Genomic DNA, 21,173 nt, shown 5'->3' on the forward strand with positions numbered 1-21,173 from the left:
ACCGCAGAGCGCGCCGAGCCGCGCGGGCGAGGCGGTGTGGTGGCCGGCCTCGTCCGCGCCGGCTGGGGTGCGGCACCCCATGTTCGGCGCCTTTCGAGCTGAGTCGCCTGTGATGTCACTCGGCCGTCGCAAGCCGGAAGCAGGGTGCCGCCGCCACTGGCGGCGAGTCGTTTACGACGTCAGCTCGACAGGGCGCTGGCGAGTGCATCCCCGGCCGGCCCGGCGGCCGCTCAATGCCGCCGACGCGGGGTGGCGGCACACCGGCAACGACCACGACCGTCGGGCGGATGGATGACGCGGTGCGGGGACCGACGTCCGCGACCAGGCTGCCCCACGGCCGCGTCGATGAGTTCACGGGACAGGGGCGACGGGTGGTGGTTCCGGCGGCAGGCTCGGCGCCAGCCGCCGCAGCGCCGCGTACGTGGGCAGGAGCGCGTCGTGCAGCTCGGAGAAGAGAGGCAGCAGAGCGGCGTAGGTGGCGGCGGAAGCGGGGTCGGGGCGTACCGTTTCGTCGATCTTGACCAGGTCGGCGGCGACGTCGATCGACTCGATCAGGCCGAGGGCCTGCATGCCGAGCAGCGCGGCACCGAAGCCGGACCCGTGGTGGCTGGCGGGGAAACACACCGGCATGCCGAGCACGTCGGCGAGGATCTGCTTCCACAGCGGGCTGCGGGCGAAGCCGCCGCTGGCCCGGACCTGGCGGACCTCGTTGCCGGCGGCCCGCACCGAGGCGAGGACCAGGGCGAGCTGCTGGCAGACGCCTTCCAGCGCGGCCCGGACCAGGTGCTCGCGCCGGTGGCCGCGGGCGAGCCCGACGTACGTGCCGCGGGGCAGCGCGCTCCAGTGCGGTGCCCGTTCGCTGAGCAGGTACGGCAGCATGATCAGTCCGCCGGAGCCGACGGGCGCGTGGGCGGCCAGTTCGAGCAGGCGCTCCTCGGCGCGTTCGCCGAGTTCGGGGGCGAGCGCCTCGCCGGCCCACTGCAGGACGATCCCGCCGTTGTTGATCGCGCCGCCGACCACCCAGCGGTTCTCGGTGAGGGCGTAGCAGAAGACGCCACCGAGCGGGTCGACGCCGGGGCGTTCCACCATCACGCGCATCGCGCCGCTGGTGCCGATGGAGCAGGCCACCTCGCCGGGGTGTACCGCGCCGAGGCCGAGGTTGGCCAGCGGGCCGTCGCCGGCGCCGACCACGAGCGGGGTGTCGGCGGGCAGGCCGGTGGCTCGGGCCGCGTCGGCGGTCAGGCGGGGCAGGACGTGGGTGGTGGCCACGAGCCGCGGGAGTTGTTCCTCGGTGATCCCGGCGATGCCCAGGGCCTCGGCGTCCCAGGCCAGCTGGTGGATGTTCAGCAGGCCGGTGGCGGAGGCCAGCGAGTGGTCGGTGACCAGGGCATCGGTCAGCCGTAGCAGGACGTAGTCCTTGATCCCCACCCAGTGGGCGACCCGTTCGTACAGTTTCGGCCGCTGTTCGGCGAACCAGACGAGTTTCGGCAGGGGCGCCATGGGGTGCACGGGGGTGCCGGTGCGTCGGTGCAGGGCCAGTCCGGACGGTACGGCGCGCAGCCGCTCGGCCTGGACGCTGGCGCGGGAGTCGGCCCAGGTGATCGACGGGGTGAGTGGGATGCCGTCGGCGTCGAGGCCGATGAGGCTGTGCATGGCGCTGCCGAACGACAGCCCGGCGACCGGGCAGGCCAGTTTGTCGACCACGGCGCGGACCGAACTCACCACCGCGTCGAGGATCCGCTGCGGGTCCTGTTCGCTGTACCCGGGGTGCGGTTCGTCGAGGGGATACCTGATCGAGTGCGCGGCGAGCTGCCGTCCGTCCGTGTCGAACGCGACGGACTTGGTGCTGGTGGTGCCGATGTCCACACCCACCACGACGGCCGGTTCGCCCACCGGTGCACCTCCCCGTCGCACCCTGCCAGGTGCCGCGAGTCGCCGCTGAAGCTTCGGCTCTAACGCGCTGGTCAATCACCCGATCGGTCAGATCAGTTACTTTCGCGTGTCTTTCCGGCCCTTCACCACAGTTGACAGGTATGACACACCTAGTGGGCTCGCGGCGGCAGAGGAGTCGGCGTGGCGAAGACTGATTCGACGGGTTCCACATGGCGCTACCGGTGGGCACACCGGCAGAACGACCGACGGCTGCGCGCCTTCCACGCGGCCGACGAGGCGTGGCGGCGACGCGACGACGAGCTGCGGCGGCTGCGTACCCTCGCCGCGTCCTTCCACGGCTCGGCCGAGGCCGGCGCGGGCCTGCCGATGGAACTCGCCCCCGGCGAGGTGGTCTTCTGGACGCTGCCGGCCGCGCAACTGGTCGAGGCACGGCACACCGCCGTGCTGCCGGCCCCCGAGCTGACCGTCGAACCCGACCCGCCGCTGCTGCGCCCACGCCGCCCCGAAGGGGTGCGGGTCGTCGACGCCGGGCTGGCCGTGCTCACCAACCGGCGGCTGCTGCTGCTCGGCGGACGGGGCCGGCGCGACTGGGCGTACGGGAGGATGACCGGACTGTCGCACGACCCGGGGGCGCCAGTGACGCTGCTGCAGGTCCTGGACCGGCGGCGTACCTCCGGTCTGCTGCTGCCCACCGGCGCGGTGGCCGACTTCCGGTTCAAGCTGACCCTGGCCTTCGCCGACGCGATCGAGCAGCGGGCGGCGGTCGTCGCCCAGCTCGACGAGCTGATCGAGGAACACGCCGCAGCCCTGCCGGCCCGGCCGGCCGTCCTCACCCCGGCGCAGGCGCGGATCTCCGCGCGGATTCCGGGTGGCCGGCGTACCGTCGCCGCCGGCGCGGCCCTCGCGCTGATCGTGCCGGCGATGCTCTTCGAGTCCAACCCGCCGGTGCGGCCCGGCTCCGAGTTGGCCTCCGCCGCGGCCCCGGCGTCCACCGCCACGCCCGCGCCGCCGCCGGTCGCCCCCGCAGTGCGAATCGACGTCACCACCTCGCCGAAGCCCCGCCGCACCCGCGCCACGCCGACGGCCGCGCCGTCGCAGGCGGCCGCCGAGCGGCGCTGCGGCGCCCCGGTCAATCCCTTCGGGTACGACTTCTGCGGCGGCCAGCGGATCCGCAAGCCGGCCCGGGGGGTCTGCGACTGGTTCGACTGCGTCCCCGGGTTCCGGTCCGGCCGGGGCTGGCTGGTGCAGTGCCGCGACGGGACGGTCAGCCTGACCGGCGGGCAGCACAACTCCTGCGCCGGCCACCAGGGCTTCCGCCGCACCTTCTGGACCTGACGGCTCAGCCGAAGTCGGGGACGGTCAGTGAACCGTCCGGGCCGAGCGGGAAGCCCGGGTTCCAGGCGATCTCCCACAGGTGACCGTCCGGGTCGGTGAAGCAGCCCGCGTACCCGCCGTAGAAGGTCTCCCGCGCCGGGCGGGTGATGGTCGCCCCCGCCTCGGCCGCCCGGCGCAGCAGGTCGTCGACCTCGTCGCGGTTCCGCACGTTCTGCGCCAGGCTCAGCCCGCCGAACCCGTCCGTGCCCCGGTCGGTCAGCCCGGCGTCGTCGGCCAGCTTGTCCCGCCCCCACAGCACCACCGCCAGGCCGCCGGCCCGGAAGAAGACGGTCTCCTCGACCTCCTGGCCGCGCCAGCCCAGCCGCTCGTAGAAGGTGCGGGCCCGGGCCAGGTCCGCGACGCCCAAAGTGATCAGACTGACCCGCTGTTCCATGCTCGGACCCTACCGCCGCTCCGGCCGGCGCATGGCACACCTGGTTCGACGTCGCCTCCACCGATCGGACACCTGGAAACCAGCCGAAACCCGTCGATGCCTGCCGTGTCCTTCACACACCAACGCGGTTGTACCGGGAGGACGCGGAGGCCCTTCACGATGAGAGGCGATCCGGTGACGGCGAGGGTCAGTGAGGCCCGCGGCTGGCTGGCCCGGTGGGTCGCAGGGGAGAACGAGCGGCGACGCACGGGGTACGACACCGCCCTGCACACTTGGCGCCGGCGCGACGAGGAGTTGCGCCAGCTCTACGACGCTGCCGAGGGGCCGGTCCGGTCGGCGGAGACGACGGCGGGGCTGCCCGTGTGCCTCGACGACGACGAGGTCGTGCTGGCGGTGCAGCCCGCGGCGGAACTCGTCGAGGCGACGGCGCGGCACACCGTGGGTCTGCCCACCGCGGAGCTGACGGTCGTGCCCGTCGAGGACACCCGGCGGCCGCGCCGGCAGCCACGAGACGTCAGCGTGGTCGACGCCGGCACGGCGGTGGTGACCGACCGGCGGCTGATCGTCGTGGGACGCGACGAGCAGCACGAGTGGCCGTACGCCCGGCTCGCTGGAGTGGCGCACCATCCTGCGGAGCCGTTCACCCTGCTGCACACGAACGGCCCGGGAAGGATTCGCGGGGTGCAGGTGCCCCGGGCCGCCGCGACCGCCTTTCGGCTGCGCCTCACCGTGGCGTACGCCGACGCGACGGGAACGCGGGAGGTGTTGCTGGACCGGCTCGACGACGCGGTGCTGGCGCACTGGCACGACCGACCACCGGTCCCGGCGCCGGCCACGCCCGCCGATGCCCCGGTGATCGCCCGGCTCTTCCGGCCGGCGCTGGTCGCCGCCGTCGCGGTGGCGCTGGCCGTCGCGGCGGTCGTGAGCGTGGTCCACGGATCCGTGCCGGACCGGCCGGTGGTCGGGATGGAGATGGACCGGGGTGCCGGGGTGGCGGATCCGACCGACACAGGTTTCCCGTCCCCGTCCACGGGTCTCGGCGCACCGGTTAGCTCCACCGCTCCGAGCACCACCGGCAAGACGTCCGATCGGCTCCCGGGTGCGGCACCCGTTACCGCCACATCCCCGGCCACCTCCACGACTCCGACCCCCACCGCCGACAGTTTGCCGGTCCAGCCCTCACCGCAGCCCACCGGGACAGTCACTTCCTCGCCGACGCCGTCCGCCGCGCCGAGCCCGACGGAACCGGATCGCTGCGGCGCGCCGGCCAACCCGTACGGCTACAACTACTGCGGCGGCTCCTCATACGTCTACGACCCCGCTCCAGACGTGTGTTCCTGGTTCGCCTGCGTTGAGAACCTCTGGGACGGCAACGGGTACCTGGTGCAGTGCGAGGACGGTCTTATCAGCAGGACCGGGATGAAGCGAGGGCCGTGCGCGGAACACGAGGGCACCCGTCGCCCGGTCAACGTTTGACTCCGCCCTCAGCGCCCGCGACGGGCCTCCCGAGCGGAAACAGACCGGCGAAGACCAGCGCGGCGCCGAACCTGGCCAGGCCGGCAAGCTGTCGATAACCGCTCGCCGTACGGCGAGCAGCGGCGTTACCCTCGCGCCGTGTCCCGCACGATCACCCTCGTCCTGGTCGATGACACCGGCGCGCCACTCGGCGCCCTGCCCGCGTTCGAGGTGCCGGAACCGTGGTGGCAGCAGGTCGGCGCGATCGTCGACGAGGCCCGGCACCGCCACGACGTCGACGTGGCCGTGCTGCGGCTGCTCGCCGCCGACCGGCCCGCACCGCCCGGCGGCCACCTCACCTACCTCGGCCAGGTCACCACACCCCCGGCCGTACCCCTCGCACCGGTGCCGGTGGACCTGGCACCGCACCCGCTGCGCGCCCCCTGGGCGCGGCCCGGCGGCCCGGCCCGCAGCCTCGCCTGGGCGACCGGCGAGCTGCACTGCCTCGGCCGGCCGGTGGCCGGCGTCGCCCAGCGCCGCACCTGGAACCTGTCGGCGATCTGGCGGCTCGACGGCCCGCACGGCAGCGCCTGGCTCAAGCAGGTACCCGGATTCTTCCGGCACGAGGCCGCCGTGTTGCGCTGGCTCGCCACCGTCGCGCCCGGCACCGGGCCGGTCCTGCTCGCCGCCGACGACACCGGCCGGGTCCTGCTCGACCATGTGCCCGGCGAGGACCGCTACGCCGCCGACGACATCGAACGCGCCGCCATCGCCGCCGACCACCACACCGTCCAGGTGCGCGCCGTCGACCACGCCGACGGGCTGGTCGCCGCCGGCGTACCCGATCTGCGCGGCCCGCGCCTTGCGGCGTGGATCCGCGACCGGCTCGCCCCGCACGATCTCTCCGTCGTCGCCGACCTGCTCGCCGGCCTCGACGACCGGCTCGACCAGGTACGCGCCTGCGGCCTGCCCGACACCCTCGTCCACGGCGACCTGCACCCCGGCAACGTCCGTGGCGATGGTGCGCGGCGGGTGGTCATCGACTGGGGCGACGCGTTCGTCGGGCACCCCGCCTTCGACATCCTGCGGCTCACCGAGACCCTCGAACCGGCCGCCGCCGCGCCGCTGCTCGACGCCTGGGCCGCCCGCTGGCGGGCGGACGTGCCCGGCAGCGATCCGGAACGCGCCGTCGACCTGCTGCGCCCGGTCGCGCCGCTGCGGATGGCCGCCGTGTACGCGATGTTCCTCGCCGGCATCGAACCGAGCGAGCACCCGTACCACGCGGCCGACGTGCCGGCCTGCCTCGGCCGGGCCGCCGCCGAAGCGAAGCAGGCGAGCCCGGTGCCCGCCGACGGGTGAGACCGGTCAGCCCCGCCGGACCCGCATATGGAGAAGCCTGTCGAAGTCATAGCATGGCTGCTATGGCACGAGGTGGAGTTGACTGGCGGGACCTGCGCGAGCGCCGGATGGCCGAGCCGGGGGCAGATGAGGCATACGAGGCCGCGCGGATCGCGTTCGAGCTCGGGCAGACCGTACGTGAGTTGCGGGAGCGGAATGGCTGGAGCCAGACGCAACTGGCGCGAGCGGCCGGCATGACCCAGCCCGCGGTGGCGCGCTTCGAGGCCGGCGGCACCGTACCCACGTTGGTCGTCCTCGAACGGTTGGCCCGCGCGCTGCACATGCGGCTCGACGTTCGTTTCTCGCCGGCCGCCGACGCGGCCTGACAACCCACCGGGCCTCGCTCGGGGCAACCGGCCCTGAACGCCCAGGCGAACGCCCGTTGGGTCTGAGGGAAATCACTTAGCTGAGATCTCCGAAGATCCCCGCCCCAGGCCCAGAGCCGGTGGTATAAGTATTATCTGAGGAGGTCGTCAAATGCTTATATCGGCGGCGGCATGGAGGGCTCTGGTTGATGCCGGAGTCCTGGTCGTGCCGCTCGATGCCGAGCATGTCGAGTTGCGGAGTAGCGCTGGGCGCGGGGTCCTGAGAGTGGTGGCCTCGCCAACGGTTTTGAATCCCAGCGACATCGCTGAGCTGAAGAATCGACATCGGGGGCAGGTGTTGCTCGTCGTACCCTCAGCCACCCCCGCTGTCCGATCCGCAGTCGATGCCACTGGCTGGTCCTGGTTGGTCGACAACAGGCGGCAGGTCACGGGTCTCGTTCAGCTGGCAGGCCAGAAGGTGTCCATCGACACGAGGCAGGCCGATACCCGGTCCTCGCGGACCCGGCCGGGCCGCGTGCCGTGGGGCACCTTCACCGTTGTGCGACGGTTGGCCGAGCGACCTTGGGCCGGGCAGCAGCAGTTGGCGGCGGTCATCGGCGTCTCCCAGCCTCGCGTGTCACAGGCCCTTGCCACACTGACCGAACAAGGCCTCGCGCACCGGACGCCGGCAGGCTGGGATGTCACCGACATCGAGGCGGTTTTCGACTGGTGGCTGAGGTCGTACCCGGGACCGGGCGGCCTGAGGACCCTCTGGTACGGCCTGGAGTCGCCGGTGCACCAGTCGGAAGCGGTCATCGGTCTGCTGGCGAGCGGCGACGCTGGGCGCAACGCGATCTCCGGCGACGTAGCAGCCGATCACGTCGCCCCGTGGCGAGCCCCGCGCCGAGCAGTCGTCTACGCCCAAACCGGCGAGGACCTGACCCGCGTTGGCCTCACACCCGCCGACGAAGAAGACGCGACGGTGGAGCTGATTGTGCCCAAGGACCCCGGAGTCTGGCCGCGCCCGACGGCGGAGGGGGCGCCGGGGAGCGCGCCGCTGGCAGACCCGTTGCAGATCCTGTGGGACGTGGCACGCGCCCCAGGCCCGGACACCGATGAGGCGGTTCGACACCTGCGACGAACGCTGCGTGAGCACCGCCAGCGAGCGCGTGAGAGCCGAGCGGCATGACTCGACCCCTGCCATCTGATGCCACGCCGTCCGCCGTCCTGACGCTGACCTCCACCAGCCGCGCGGCTGATGCCGGCTTCCGGACACTCGCCGACCTGTCGGCGCTGCAGGGCTTGCGGCGGAAACCTAGCCAACCAGCACCACCGGCCGCACAGCCGCCCAGATAATGCACCGCTTCTTCGGGGCTCCCGGCGCGACCGGCCTTGCTCAAGTGTCCGCGACGCGGGCGGACCGGACACGGATGCAGGCGCTGGTGAATCATGTCGTCGCCCGGCCCGAATGAGCCGACCAACGAGGAGCGACGTGATAACACTCGACGACATTCGGCGTTACGTGGCCGCGTTTCCCGAGGTGGAGGAGGTCACGCACTTTCGGATGCCGAGCTTCAAGGTGAGCGGCAAGCCCTTCGCCGGGGCGGAGAAGGGTGCGACGACGGCGGTGTTCTCGGTCAGCCAGCAGGAGGCGGCGACTGCGGTCGCCGACGACCCCACCACCTACGAAGAGGTCTGGCGGACGGCCGGTAGGAGGAGCTTCGTCGGCCTTCGGGTTGACCTCACAAAGGTGGCGGAGGACCGCGTCAAGGAGTTGGTCGAACATGCCTGGCGCAACAAGGCCCCCAAGCGAGTTGTGGCCGCATACGACGCTGGGTGACGTATGACGTGGGACCGTGGTGGCGCGGGTGCCGCATCATGGCACCGCCGCCACCCATGCATCCATTATGGACAGGGCTGGCCGGGCTGTTATTCTCGGCTACCGGGCGCTGGCTGTCGCACCGCTGGCCCGGCCAGTGCCGCTGCACGCCCACGTGCAGTGCGTACGGCCTCGCGGCGGTGGAGAGGGACGGCCTCGCGCTGGGCGGGCGGTTGGCCGCCGATCGGGTGCGCCGGGTAAGCCCTACGTGCCGCGCGGCACCCACGATCCGCTGCGCTGACCGCCCCCTGCCCAGGGTCGACTACTCGGGGCGGTGGCAGACGGCCTCGACGTTGTTGCCGTCCGGGTCCCGGACGAACGCGCCGAATTGACATCCTCTGCCCCTGAAGAGGGCAGATTCCTGGCGGCGTTCATGTGGCCCGCCGGGTGGTTGACGCTTCACGGCCCTCAGGTGCGGGGCTCCACGTCCGTACACGGCCAAGTCCGGCCGCGTTGAGAATGTTCACTGCCGCGTTGGTGTCGGCGTGGCCGGTCCAACCGCATGAGGTGCACGCGAAGCGGATGCCGGCGCGGGATGCTGGGTCGCGGTGCCCGCAGGTCGAGCACGTCTGCGACGTGTACGCGGCCGGTACCGGCAACAGTTGCCCGCCGCGCTCGGTCAGCTTGTACTCCAGCAGTTCGACCGTGCGGGCGTGCGCCTCGTCTAGCATGGCTCGGTTGAGGCCGGCTTTGGGCCGCACGTTACGGCCTGGCTGTTTGGTGGTGCCTTTCGCTGAGCGGGTCATGTTCGTGATCCGTAGGCGTTCCACCACCACAGTGCCGTAGGTGCTGGCGAGTTTCGTGGTGGCCTGGTGCTGCCAGTCGTGGCGGCGGCGCTTGGCTCTCGCGCGCAACCCGGCGATCTGGTCATAGGTGCGGTGCAGACGGTTCGACGTGCGCTCGAACGGTTGACGTGCCCGCCTCTGCCGGGCCGCCTTACGTTCCAGCCGCAGCAGCCGTTCAGCCTCTTTCGGCCGCAGCCACGGGCCGTGGTGCTGGTCGTTGCCGTCGGACAGGGCCAGGGCAACATTGACACCCCGGTCGATCCCGACCGCAGGGCCAGGATGCTGCGCCGGCGTCCCGACCTCCACTTCGGTGCGGAACACGATGTGCCAGCCCAGCACATCCTTGACCAGGCGAGCGCCGGTAACGCGCCCCGACTCACGGCCAACGCCGGGGATCGGACCGGACCAGCGCAACCGCACCACACCAACCTTCGGAATACGCACCTGCCCAACGTGGCGAGACAGGCGGGTAACCGCCAGGTCACGGCCCTGCGGCACATCCACGGACATGCGCGAACGCAGACGACCTTTGAACTCCGGCGCACAGGCGCGGCCTTCCCAGCAGTTCTTCCACGCACGCACGTACGCCTTCAGAACCTGCTACGCAGCCTGCGCGGGAAGATCCGCGAGCCAAGGGATGTCTTTACGGGCCTGACGGATCGCATCGTCAGCCTGCTGGAGACTCGGCCGTCGACCCTTGCCACCCCACGTCCACCACGCATGCAGCAGGTTCCACAACGCGCGGGCAGCATGCCCCTGAACATCAAGAGCGGCGGCCTGCTCCGAGGTGAGGACGAGACGACGCACCTGCCCGCGGTTGACCTTCACGACCCGCCCCCTTCCTCCACGGCCGCTCCCACTGGGTCTCGATGTACTTCTCAATAGCCGCGGCGGACACGCTGCCGACCGACGACACGAAATACGACCGCGACCACAACGTCGGCAACCGGCGGCGCAGATGCGGAAACTCCTCACGCAACACCCGCGAGGTGAAACCCTTGAATTGATTCGCGACATACGACGGAGAGGCAGCCGGGTCTGCCCGGACGAACAGGTGGACCTGGTCGGGCATGACTTCCAACGCCCCGATCGACCAGCCATGCTCGTCGCATTTCTGCCCGATCAGCTCCCGCAAGCGTTCGGCGACCGGACCGACGAGCACCGGACGACGGTACTTCGGGCACCACACCACGTGGTATCCGAGGCTGTATGCCGCCCCGCGGTCTGTCTGGTACTCAACCACGTTCGGAGTATACACACGGCGTATAGCTAACAGCGCGGTGGTAGGGCAACGATTCACCTGCCGCCTGAAGACGGCAGCCCTCTCGCCTCAAATCCGTAGGTCGGGTGGTATTCCGGCCAGACCCGGGGCGCGTGCAGCACCTCCGCGCCGGCCGTGACCGCGGCGTCGTAGAACGCCTGCACCGCGGCCCGGTCGGGGGCGGTGAAGGCGATGTGCGCCTCCAGCGGTGCGGCCTCGGCGGGCCCTGGCACCAGCCAGAAGTCGGGGCTGTCGACGCCGTAGGCGATCGGGCCGGGCTCCATGATCCGGCGGCCGCCGAGCGGGGCGAGCGCCCTGTCGTAGAAGGCGGCGCTGGTCGGCAGGTCGCGCACCATGACGGAGAAGTGGTCGAGCACGTCGTCGTCTCCCTACGGTCGCTGATGACCGGGCCAGGCTAAGGGCCGCCTGTGACAGTTTCCGGGCGTCGTCCTGAGCAGCCCAGATGCCCGCAGGGGTCGTCCGGGTGCCGCCTGCGTCAACACATGCCGGCCGCTACACAAAGAGATGCTTGCAAATGGCTCGATGTAGGAATAGCTTCTCCCTAAAAATTTCTCCGTCGTGTCGTCCCGGGCGTAGCCCCGGAGGAGGCCCGTATGCGTTCCGTACCCAACGCCCTTCTCGCGCTGGCGACCGCCGCAGCCCTGGCGTTCAGCCCTGCCCCGGTGGGGGCCGTCGCCCGGACCGCCACCGCGACCGCCGCCCCACCGGGGCCGCAGTCAACCGTCTCCGAGCAGCCGACGGAGCAGTCGGCGTCCGCACTGGCGCGGGCGAGCGGGCGGCGCATCGAGGTGACCGGCCTGCGTACGGAGACGCAGCAGGTCTTCGCCAACCCGAGCGGCACGTTCACGCTGACGCAGAGCGCACGCCCGCAACGGGTACGCCACGGCGACACCTGGGTCCCGGTCGACAGCACGCTGCGGCGGCGCGCCGACGGCCTGGTCGCCCCGGCGGCCGCCGAGGTGCACCTGGAGTTCTCCGGCGGCGGCACCGGGCCCCTGGTCCGCATGCTCGCCGAGGGCCGTGGCCTGGAGATCGGCTGGGCGTGGCCGTTGCCCAGCCCGACGCTCGACGGCGACACCGCCACCTATCCGGAGGTGCTGCCCGGGGTGGATCTGGTGGTACGCGCCGATGTGGACGGCTTCTCCCAGGTGCTGGTGGTCAAGTCCGCCGAGGCGGCCCGTAATCCCGAGCTGCGTACGCTGCGCTACACCACCCGCGGGCACGGCGTGGATACGCAGGTCGACGCCGCAGGCAACCTGCAGCTCGTCGCGCCCGACGGCAGCGTGGTGTTCCACGGCGGCACGCCGCTGATGTGGGACTCCTCCGGCGACGAGACCGCCGACGAGACCGCCGACGAGACCGCCGACGAGACCGCCGACGAGACCGCCGACGAGACCGCCGACGTGGCCGGCGACGTGACCGGTGGCGGGGCCGTTGGCGCACGGCTCGCCGCGCGGGAGCGCGTCACCGGGCCGGGGCACAACGGCAAGCACCGTGCCATGCGACTGCGCGGTACCCAGCAGGCGTTGACCGTCGAGCCGGACCTGGCGATGCTGGCCGCGCCGGACACCAGGTTCCCCGTCTACCTCGACCCGAACATCAAGTGGGCGGGCGGAAAACTGGCGTGGACGTCGGTGTGGAAGGCCTACCCGAACAGCTCCTACTTCAACAGCTCGGACATCGCCCGGGTCGGGCACGAGAACCAGACCGGCATGACCAACCGGTCCTTCTTCCGGATGGACACCCACTCGGTGAAGGGCAAGACGATCATCAGCGCCACCTTCCGCACGTACGAGACGCACGCGTGGTCGTGCGGTGCGCGGCAGGTGGAGGTGTGGTGGACCGGCGCGATCGGCACCGGCACCACCTGGAACACTCAGCCGGGCTGGAACACCAAGATTGCCACGCTGAACGTGGCCAAGGGGTACGGCAGTTCCTGCCCGGCCGGCGGGGTGGACTTCCCCGTCACGTCCATCGTGGTCCAAGCTGCCGCCGGCGGCTGGAATGACGCCACCCTCGGCCTGCGGGCCACCAGCGAGACCGACACGTACGCGTGGAAGAAGTTCCAGAACAACCCGACGCTGGAGATCGAGTACAACACCCCGCCGGACGTGCCGACCTCGTTGTCGGTCGACCCCGGGCTGCCCTGCGCCACGGGGGCGAACCGGCCGGTGATCGGCACCACGACGGCGACCATGCGCGCGAAGATCACCGACAAGGACCCGCAGAGTGTGGGGGCCCGCTTCCAGCTGTACACGCAGGACGGTGTCACGCTGCTCGGCGAGTACGCGACGCCGAAGGTGGCCTCCGGGGCGGTCCACTCGTACGCGAAGGGGTCCTTGACCAACGGCGGCCTGTACAAGTGGCGGGTACGCGGTGAGGACACCGGGACGGCGGGCAACCTCGGCCCGTGGACGGGCTACTGCGAGTTCGCCGTCGACCTCAGCCCGCCCACCGCGGCCCCGACGGTCACCTCTTCGAGGTACCCGGAAACCCTGCCCGGTAGCGACCCGGTCTTCGGCGGCTCGCCCGGCCTGCCCGGATCGTTCACCTTCACCGCGGCCGCGGCCGACGCGGACGTCGTCGCCTTCGAGTGGAGCCTGAACACCCAGCCTCCGGCGACCCGGGTCAACGCGGCCACCAAGGGTGGCTCGGCCACGGTCAGCGTCACCCCCACGACCGACCTGCTCAACACCCTCTACGTGCGGTCGGTCGACGCCGCCGGCAACAAGGGTCTGGTCTACGGCTACCAGTTCTACGTCCGGCCGGTGACGATGCCGGTCGGTGCCTGGGCGCTCGACGAGGCCAGCGGCAGCACGGTCGCGGACAGCTCCGACGGTGGTCACCCCGCCACCCTCGCCGGCGGTGCCACGCGCGTGTCGGGCCGGGTCGGCACCGGATCGGTACGGCTGGACGGGACCAGCGGTCAGGCCGCGACCTCGACGGCGGTGCTGCGTACCGACCTGAGCTTCACCGTGTCGGCGTGGGTGCGGCCGACCGACCTGTCCCGCAACGTCACCGCGGTCGGCCAGGACGGGACCGCCAACAGCTCGTTCCGCCTCGGCAACTGGTCGTCGAGCAACACCTGGACGATGTCGATGGTGTCCGCGGACAGCTCCACCACCGGCACCCACACCTCGGCGAACTCCACCGCCCCACCCAAGCTCAACGTCTGGACGCAGCTCACCGGCGTGTACGACAAGTCGGCCGGCCAGTTGCGCCTCTACGTCGACGGGGTGCTGAACAGCAGCGTCGCGTTCACCGGCGCGTGGAACGCCACGGGCCCGCTGTCGATCGGCCGCGCCAAGTACCACGGTGCCTCCGTCGACTGGGTCGCCGGCGACATCGACGACGTGCGGGTCTACCAGGGCGTGCTGTCGGACGCCACGATCCGGGAGTTCGCCGAGGTGCCGCCGGCGCTGGTGGGGCACTGGAAGCTGGACGAGAGCGTCGGCACGGTCGCCGCGGACTCGTCCGGCGCCGGGCGTACCGGCACGCTGACCGGCGGGGCCAGCTGGACCGCCGGCCGGGCCGGCGGGGCGCTGCGCACCGACGGCGCCACCGGGTACGCGTCGGCGAACGGGCCGGTGCTGCGTACCGACCGCAGCTTCACCGTCGGCGCCTGGGTGCAGGTGCGCTCCGGCTACCCGAGCACCACCCGGCTCACCGCGGTCAGCCAGGACGGCACCGCCGCGAGCGGGTTCGTGCTCCAGTTCCGGCCGTCGGACAACAAGTGGTCGTTCGGGCTGGCCAGCAGCGACACCAGCACCGCCGGCTACGACGAGGCGGTCGCGTTCCACACCCCGGCGCCGGACACCTGGACCCACCTCACGGGTGTGTACGACGCCGACACCGGTCAGCTCCGCGTCTACGTCGACGGTGAACTGTCCGGCGTGGGCAGCCACGGCACACCGTGGCACGCCCCGGCCGCCCTGCAGATCGGTCGGGCGCGGTCGGGTGCTTCGCTCACCGGTTTCTGGCCCGGCGACGTGGATGACGTGCGGGTTTATCAGGGCGTGGTCGACGACGCCACGATCGCGGAGTGGGCGGCGGCCTAGCTGGCAACACGAGGGAAGGAGGGACCGATGTATCGCATGCCCCGATCCGGTCGCCGCGGCGCGCTGGGCCTGCCCCTGGCGGCTGTCGTGGCGGCCGGGATCCTGGTCGCCCCCGAGGTGGCCGCCGCGGCCGCCACCTTCCGGCCGCCCGCGCCGCAGGCCCAGAAGTCGGTGCCGGGCACCCGGGTCCCGGTCCGTGACCGGGCCCCCGACCCGGCCGAGCGGGCCGCGCTGCGCGCCGCGCCGGCTGTGGCGTGGCCGAAGGCGGCGACCGTCGAGGTCGACGTCCCGGTCGCCGACGCGCTGCAGCGGCGGCTGAGCGCTGCGGTGGCGCCGGCCGCCGTGCCCGGCACCCCGCTGTCGATCGCCCCACCCGAGGGCGGCGGCAGGGCCCCGGATCGGGTACGGGTGGCCGTGGCCGACCGCTCCGCCGCGCTGGCCGCCCGGGTCGACGGCCTGCTGCTGCGGGTCGCCGCGACCGACACCGGCGGCGGGGACGTTGCGCTCGACGTCGACTACTCCGGATTCCGGTACGCGTACGGCGGCGACTGGGGTGCCCGGCTGCGGCTCGTGCGCATGCCGGCCTGCGCCCTGACCACGCCGGCGGTCGAAGCCTGCCGGGAACAGCAGCCGCTGGCCAGCCGCAACGACCCGGTGGCCGGGCACGTCCGCGCGCAGGTGCCGGTCGGCACCCCGGAAAGCGGCGCGTCGGCGGGCCGGGAGGGCGGCGTGTACGCGGTGACCGCCGCCGCCTCGGGCGGCACGGGCGACTACAAGGCCACCTCGCTGTCCCCGGCGGCGAGCTGGCAGGTGTCCCCGCAGACCGGCGACTTCTCCTGGTCGTACCCGCTGGAGAACCCGCCGGGGGTGGAGGGCCCGGAGCCGGACCTGGAGCTGGCGTACAGCTCGGGCGGCGTGGACGGGCGTACCGCCTCCACCAACAACCAGCCCTCGCTGGTCGGTGAGGGCTTCGACCTGCCGGTCGGTTACCTGGAGCGGCAGTATCGGAGCTGCGCCGACGACGGGGTGGGCACCAAGCCCGGCGACCTGTGCTGGGCCGGTGACGAGATGGTGCTGGTCCTGGAGGGGCACTCGGGTCAGCTGGTCCGCGACGACGCCACCGGGGTGTGGAAGCCGCGCTCGGACGACGGCACCCGGGTCGAGCGGCTCACCGGGGCGGTCAACGGCGACAACGACGGGGAGTACTGGAAGCTCACCACGACCGACGGCACGCAGTATTTCTTCGGCCGTAACCGGCTGCCCGGCTGGGTCGCCGGCAAGCCGGAGACGAAGTCGGCGTGGACGGTGCCGGTCTTCGGCGACGACGCGGGCGAGCCCTGCCACGGCAGCACCTTCGACACCTCCTGGTGTCAGCAGGCGTGGCGGTGGAATCTCGACCACGTTGTCGACGCCGACGGCAACTCGATGGCCTTCTACTACGAGACCGAGACGAACTACTACGGCCGTAACCTGACCGCCGGCGCGGCCACCTCGTACGTCCGCGCCGGCTATCCGCTGCGGGCCGAGTACGGGCTGCGCAACGGCGCCGAGTACACCACCACCGCGCCGGCTCGGCTGCTCTTCGACGTCGCCGAGCGCTGCATCCCCACCCCCAGCTTCGACTGCGCGGCGAGCAAGCTGTCCAGCGCCACCGCCTCGTCGTGGCCGGACGTGCCGTACGACCGGATCTGCGCCGCGTCGCCCTGCACCAACCAGTACTCCCCGTCGTTCTTCAGCCGCAAGCGGCTCACCTCGGTGAGCACCCAGGTGTGGGGTGGCAGCGCCTACCGGGACGTCGACCAGTGGACGTTCACCCACACCTTCCCCGCCCCCGGCGACGGCACCAGCGCGTCGCTGTGGTTGGAGCGGATCTCGCACACCGGCAAGGTCGGCGGCTCCGCGTCCACCCCGGACGTCAAGTTCGACGGGCAGCAGCGGGTGAACCGGGTGGACGCGCTGGAAGGCATCGCCCCGATGGTGAAGTGGCGGGTGTCGGCCATCCAGACCGAGACGGGCGGCACCCTCAACATCACGTACTCGGAACCGGACTGCACCCGCGCGGCGCTGCCGGCTCCGGAGAGCAACACCCGGCGCTGCTTCCCCATGTACTGGGTGCCGGAGGGCGCGATCAACCCGCTCCTGGACTGGTTCCACCGGTACGTGGTCACCCAGGTCGTCGCGGTCGACAACACCGGCGGTGGGCCGTTCGACGTGACCAGCTACGAGTATCTCGACGGCGGTGCCTGGCACTACGACGAGAACCAGCTGGCCCCGGCGACCCGGCGTACCTGGTCGCAGTGGCGCGGCTACGGCCGGGTGCGGGTCTATGAGGGGCAGAGCAACGAGCAGCGGTCGATGACCGAGTACCGGTACTTCCGGGGCATGGACGGCGACACCCTGCCGGGCGGGGCGAGCCGCAGCGTGTCGGTCACCGACTCCGAGGGCGCCAGCGTGCGGGACAACTGGCGGCTGCAGGACTTCGAGCGGGAGGAGATCGAGTACGACGGTCCGGGCGGGGCGATCGTCTCCGCCGAGGTCAGCGACCCGTGGCTGTACGGGCCGACCGCCACGCAGGGCAGCCGGCAGGCGTACAAGCTGGAGACGTCGGCCACCCGCACCCGGGTCGCGGTCGGCGCCGGGTGGCTGCGCACCGAGGTCCGGACCACCTTCGACAGCTACGGCGAGGCGACCCAGGTCGACGACCTGGGCGACACCAGCACCAGCGCCGACGACCAGTGCACCCGCTACGAGTACGCCCGTAACACCGCCGCCTGGCTGATCGACCCGGTGGCCCGGGAGGAGACGGTGGGGGTGGCGTGTTCGGTCACCCCGAACCGCCCCGCCGACGTGATCTCCGACGAGCGGCACTACTACGACGGCGCCGCCACGTACACCACGGCCGCGACCCGGGGCAACGAGACCCGGGTGGAGGAGTTGTCCGGCTGGTCCGGCGGCCCGGTGTACGTGACCACCAGCCGCGCCAACCACGACGTGCACGGCCGGGTGGTGGAGAGCTGGGACGCGGCCGGCGGACGCAGCGTGGCCAGCTACACCCCGGCGACCGGCGGCCCGGTGACCGGCACGGCGATCACCAACGAGCTGGGCCACACCACGTCCACCATGCTGGAACCCGCCTGGGGTCTGGCGGTGTCCGAGGTGGACGCGAACGGGCGGCGCACCGACGTGTCGTACGACCCGCTCGGGCGGCTGTCGAAGGTGTGGTACCCGGACCGGTCGAAGTCCGGCGGGCAGAGCCCGAACGTCGAGTACACCTACCTGCTGCGTACCAACGGCCCGATCGCGGTGACGACGAAGACGCTGCGCAACGACGGCAGCTACCAGGTGGGCTACGACCTGTTCGACTCGCTGCTGCGCCCCCGGCAGACGCAGGTGCCGGCGCCGGGCGGCGGGCGGATCGTCACCGACACCTTCTACAACACCAGCGGTCTGGTGACGAAGACCAACGACGACTACTACAACTCGTCCCCGCCGGGCACCGACCTGCTGCTGGTCGCGGACAACGTGGTGCCCGGCCAGACGAAGACGGTCTACGACGGGGCCGGCCGGGAGACCGCCGAGATCTTCCTGGTGTACGGCCAGGAGAAGTGGCGTAACACCACGACGTACGGCGGCAACTGGGTCAGCATGGACCCGCCGGACGGCGCGACCCCCACCACCACCTACCTCGACGCGCGGGGACGGAAGACCGAGCTGCGGCAGTACAAGGGCTCGTCGCCGACCGGCGCGTACGACGCGACGAAGTACACCTATACCCGCGACGGTCTGCTGGGCACCGTCACCGACGCGGCGGGCAACCAGTGGCGCAACACGTACGACCTGCGGGGGCGGCTGGTGAAGGTCGAGGACCCGGACCGGGGCACCAGCACGATGGTCTACGACGACTCGGACCGGCTGGCGTCGGTCACCGACGCGCGCAACCGGACGGTGGCCTACACCTACGACGCGCTGGACCGGCGCACCGGCATGTACGACGGGTCGACCGCGGGCCCCAAGCTCGCCGAGTGGACGTACGACACGCTGGTCAAGGGGCTGCCGACCGCGTCCACCCGCTATGTCGGCACGGACGCGTACACCAGCACGGTGACCGGCTACGACACCATGGACCGGCCGACCGGCACCCAGGTGACCGTCCCGGCGTCCGAGGGTCTGCTGGCCGGCACGTACTCGTTCGGCGGGACGTACAACGTCGACGGCACCGTCGCCACTGTGTCGGTGCCCGGCGGCGGCGGGCTGGCCGCCGAGACGCTCAGCTACACGTACAACGAGCTGGGGATGCCCACCTCGCTGACCGGCCTGAGCACCTACGTCGGCGCGACCACCTACGCCAAGCTGGGCATGTTGCAGCAGGTCAGCTACGGGGTGACCGGCAAACGGGTGGTCCGCGACAACACCTGGCAGGACGGCACCAACTGGCTCGGCCGCACCACTGTCGACGTGGAGGGCCAGGCCACCGCCCGGCAGGCCGACGTGACGTACGACTACGACCAGGCCGGCAACCTGCTCAAGATGGCCGACGCACCGTCGGCCGGCGCCGCGCCGGCCGACACCCAGTGCTTCCGCTACGACTACCTGCGGCGGCTGTCGGAGGCGTGGACGCCGAACGGGGACTGCGCGAGCGCGCCGGCCGTCGGCGCGCTCGGCGGGCCGGCGCCCTACTGGCACAGCTACACCTACGACGTGACCGGCAACCGGCTGTCGGAGGTGCGGCACGCGGCCGGCGGGGACACCACCCGCACCTACGGCCACCCGGCGGCCGGGCAGGCGCAGCCGCACACCGTGCGGACCGTCGCCACGCAGGGGCCGGCCGGATCCAGCACCGACCAGTTCGGGTACGACGCGGCCGGCAACACCACCAGCCGGGTCGTCGCCGGACGTAACCAGACCATGGAGTGGGACACCGAGGGCCACGTCTCCAAGATCACCGAAGGGGCCAACGCCACGTCGTTCGTCTACGACGCGGACGGCGACCGGCTGATCCGGCGGGACAACACCACCGTCACGCTCTACCTCGGTGGGATGGAGCTGCAACTGCAGAAGCTGGTGGGCGTCGTCAAGGCCACCCGCTACTACGAGTTCGGCGGCTCCACCATCGCCGTACGCACCTACGACAACAAGCTGACCTGGCTCGTCGCCGACCACCACAACACAGCGGTGCTCCAGGTCGACTCGGGCACGATGGCGGTCAGCCGCCGACGGCAGACCCCGTTCGGTGAGGAACGCGGCCCGAAGCCGGTCGCCTGGAAGGGCGACCGCGGCTTCGTCGACGGCACGATGGACGCCACCGGACTGACCCACCTCGGGGCCCGCGAGTACGACCCGGCGCTAGGCCGGTTCCTCTCCGTCGACCCGGTCATCGACCCCGAGGACCCGCAACAACTGCACGGATACGCCTACGGCAACAACGCCCCGCCGACGTTCAGCGACCCGGACGGCCTGTGGTTCTCCTGCGGCTGGTGCAAGAAGGCGTTCAACGCGGCAAAGCGCGTGGTACGCCGGGTCACCCACGTGGCCCGCACCGTCGTCCACCACGCCCGACGGATCGTGCACCACGTCGTGCACACCGTACGCCGGGTCTTCCACGTCGTCCGGCGGGCGGTGCACCGGGCCGTCCAACGGGTCGTCTACCACGCGAAACGATATGTGCGGGCCGCCTACCATGCCGTCCGGAAGGCCTACCACCATGTGGCGCGCAAGGTCCGAGCACATGCCGCACGCGCCTACCACGCCGTGAGACGGGTGGTGCACCGGGCGGCGCACGTGGTGCGGCAGGGCGCCCGGCGTACGGCACACGCGGCCAGCCGCGCCTGGCATGCGACAGCCTCGGGAGCGGCCAAGGCGGCGCAGTGGGCCGGGCAGCACCGCAGCCTGCTCGCTTCGGTGGCCGCGACCGCGGGCTGCGCCCTGACCGGTGCCCTCGGCTGCCTGGCGCTGGGCGCGTTCGCCCTGGCCGTACGGATGGAGCAACGGGCCCGGGAAGGCGGCGGCTGGCGCAAGACCGCACAGGCGAACCTCGCCGACGCGGTCATCAGCCTGGGCACGTTGGGGCTGGTGAAGACGCCGCTGGCAGCCGCGCAGTACGGCAAGTTGAGCTGGCTGCGGCCGGCGAAGAACGCGAACGGGGTGCGGGTCACCGAGAACTGGGCAGCGGCGTTCGGACCCAAGTTCCTCAAGAAGGACACCGGCCAGTGGGTCCGCTTTGCGCTGATGAAGGCCGGCACGGGCGTGCCGTCGTACGGTGCTGCGGTGACGGCCGGGCACCTCGCCGAGCGGTAGCGTTGACGGCTGGCGCGCGCGACCTCTCGCGCGCGCCAGCCGGCCCCTGGAGGTGG

Annotated in this window: 12 protein-coding genes and 3 pseudogenes; 9 read left to right on the forward strand and 6 right to left on the reverse strand. The window is 71.8% G+C overall.

Annotated elements, in window-relative coordinates:
* Positions 1–351: 351 nt before the first annotated feature.
* Positions 352–1,893, reverse strand: a complete 1,542-nt coding sequence (locus ACNAW0_RS10890) for a gluconokinase (RefSeq protein ID WP_416287639.1) — start codon at positions 1,891–1,893, stop codon at positions 352–354.
* A gap of 180 nt (positions 1,894–2,073) precedes the next feature.
* Here ACNAW0_RS10890 and ACNAW0_RS10895 point away from each other — a divergent pair, with 180 nt between their 5' ends.
* Positions 2,074–3,228 carry a hypothetical protein gene (locus ACNAW0_RS10895; RefSeq protein ID WP_416287640.1) on the forward strand — a complete coding sequence of 385 codons (1,155 nt, stop codon included), beginning with the start codon at positions 2,074–2,076 and terminating at the stop codon, positions 3,226–3,228.
* A gap of 4 nt (positions 3,229–3,232) precedes the next feature.
* Here ACNAW0_RS10895 and ACNAW0_RS10900 read toward each other — a convergent pair whose 3' ends face one another.
* Positions 3,233–3,661 carry a VOC family protein gene (locus ACNAW0_RS10900; protein ID WP_416287641.1) on the reverse strand — a complete coding sequence of 143 codons (429 nt, stop codon included), beginning with the start codon at positions 3,659–3,661 and terminating at the stop codon, positions 3,233–3,235.
* Between the two features lie 174 nt (positions 3,662–3,835).
* On the opposite strand from ACNAW0_RS10900, the gene ACNAW0_RS10905 reads away from it, so the two are divergent.
* The 6 genes and pseudogenes from ACNAW0_RS10905 to ACNAW0_RS10930 all read left to right on the forward strand — a co-directional run.
* Positions 3,836–5,137: a hypothetical protein gene (locus ACNAW0_RS10905; RefSeq protein ID WP_416287642.1), complete on the forward strand. Its 1,302-nt coding sequence runs from the start codon at positions 3,836–3,838 to the stop codon at positions 5,135–5,137.
* A 138-nt stretch (positions 5,138–5,275) separates the two neighbouring features.
* On the forward strand, positions 5,276–6,475 hold the full coding sequence (locus tag ACNAW0_RS10910) for a phosphotransferase family protein (RefSeq protein WP_416287643.1): 1,200 nt from the start codon (positions 5,276–5,278) through the stop codon (positions 6,473–6,475).
* A gap of 62 nt (positions 6,476–6,537) precedes the next feature.
* Positions 6,538–6,840, forward strand: a complete 303-nt coding sequence (locus tag ACNAW0_RS10915) for a helix-turn-helix domain-containing protein (RefSeq protein WP_416287644.1) — start codon at positions 6,538–6,540, stop codon at positions 6,838–6,840.
* A gap of 151 nt (positions 6,841–6,991) precedes the next feature.
* Positions 6,992–8,008 carry a hypothetical protein gene (locus ACNAW0_RS10920; protein WP_416287645.1) on the forward strand — a complete coding sequence of 339 codons (1,017 nt, stop codon included), beginning with the start codon at positions 6,992–6,994 and terminating at the stop codon, positions 8,006–8,008.
* Between the two features lie 303 nt (positions 8,009–8,311).
* A complete protein-coding gene (locus ACNAW0_RS10925) occupies positions 8,312–8,659 on the forward strand; it encodes an MmcQ/YjbR family DNA-binding protein (protein WP_416287646.1) in 348 nt (115 codons plus the stop codon).
* A 56-nt stretch (positions 8,660–8,715) separates the two neighbouring features.
* A pseudogene (locus ACNAW0_RS10930) lies at positions 8,716–8,850 on the forward strand (hypothetical protein); the annotation flags it as partial.
* Positions 8,851–8,960: 110 nt separating this feature from the next.
* Here the strand turns inward: ACNAW0_RS10930 and ACNAW0_RS10935 are convergent.
* The 4 genes and pseudogenes from ACNAW0_RS10935 to ACNAW0_RS10950 form a co-directional block, all read right to left on the reverse strand.
* A pseudogene (locus ACNAW0_RS10935) lies at positions 8,961–9,026 on the reverse strand (VOC family protein); the annotation flags it as partial.
* A gap of 43 nt (positions 9,027–9,069) precedes the next feature.
* The gene (locus tag ACNAW0_RS10940; RefSeq protein WP_416287736.1) at positions 9,070–10,077 is read right to left on the reverse strand and encodes an RNA-guided endonuclease InsQ/TnpB family protein; all 1,008 of its coding nucleotides are present in this window, start codon (positions 10,075–10,077) and stop codon (positions 9,070–9,072) included.
* Positions 10,078–10,342: 265 nt separating this feature from the next.
* A pseudogene (gene tnpA, locus ACNAW0_RS10945) lies at positions 10,343–10,726 on the reverse strand (IS200/IS605 family transposase); the annotation flags it as partial.
* 53 nt (positions 10,727–10,779) lie between these two features.
* Positions 10,780–11,121: a VOC family protein gene (locus ACNAW0_RS10950; protein WP_416287647.1), complete on the reverse strand. Its 342-nt coding sequence runs from the start codon at positions 11,119–11,121 to the stop codon at positions 10,780–10,782.
* Between the two features lie 237 nt (positions 11,122–11,358).
* Between ACNAW0_RS10950 and ACNAW0_RS10955 the strand changes: the two genes are divergently transcribed.
* Both ACNAW0_RS10955 and ACNAW0_RS10960 read left to right on the forward strand, forming a co-directional pair.
* Positions 11,359–14,823 (forward strand): LamG-like jellyroll fold domain-containing protein, encoded by a 3,465-nt coding sequence (locus ACNAW0_RS10955; protein WP_416287648.1) that lies wholly within the window; start codon positions 11,359–11,361, stop codon positions 14,821–14,823.
* A 27-nt stretch (positions 14,824–14,850) separates the two neighbouring features.
* Positions 14,851–21,117 (forward strand): RHS repeat-associated core domain-containing protein, encoded by a 6,267-nt coding sequence (locus ACNAW0_RS10960; protein WP_416287650.1) that lies wholly within the window; start codon positions 14,851–14,853, stop codon positions 21,115–21,117.
* The last annotated feature ends 56 nt before the right edge of the window (positions 21,118–21,173 follow it).

Source organism: Micromonospora sp. SL1-18 (genome assembly GCF_047921505.1).
In the GTDB taxonomy this organism is placed as follows: Bacteria; Actinomycetota; Actinomycetes; order Mycobacteriales; family Micromonosporaceae; genus Micromonospora.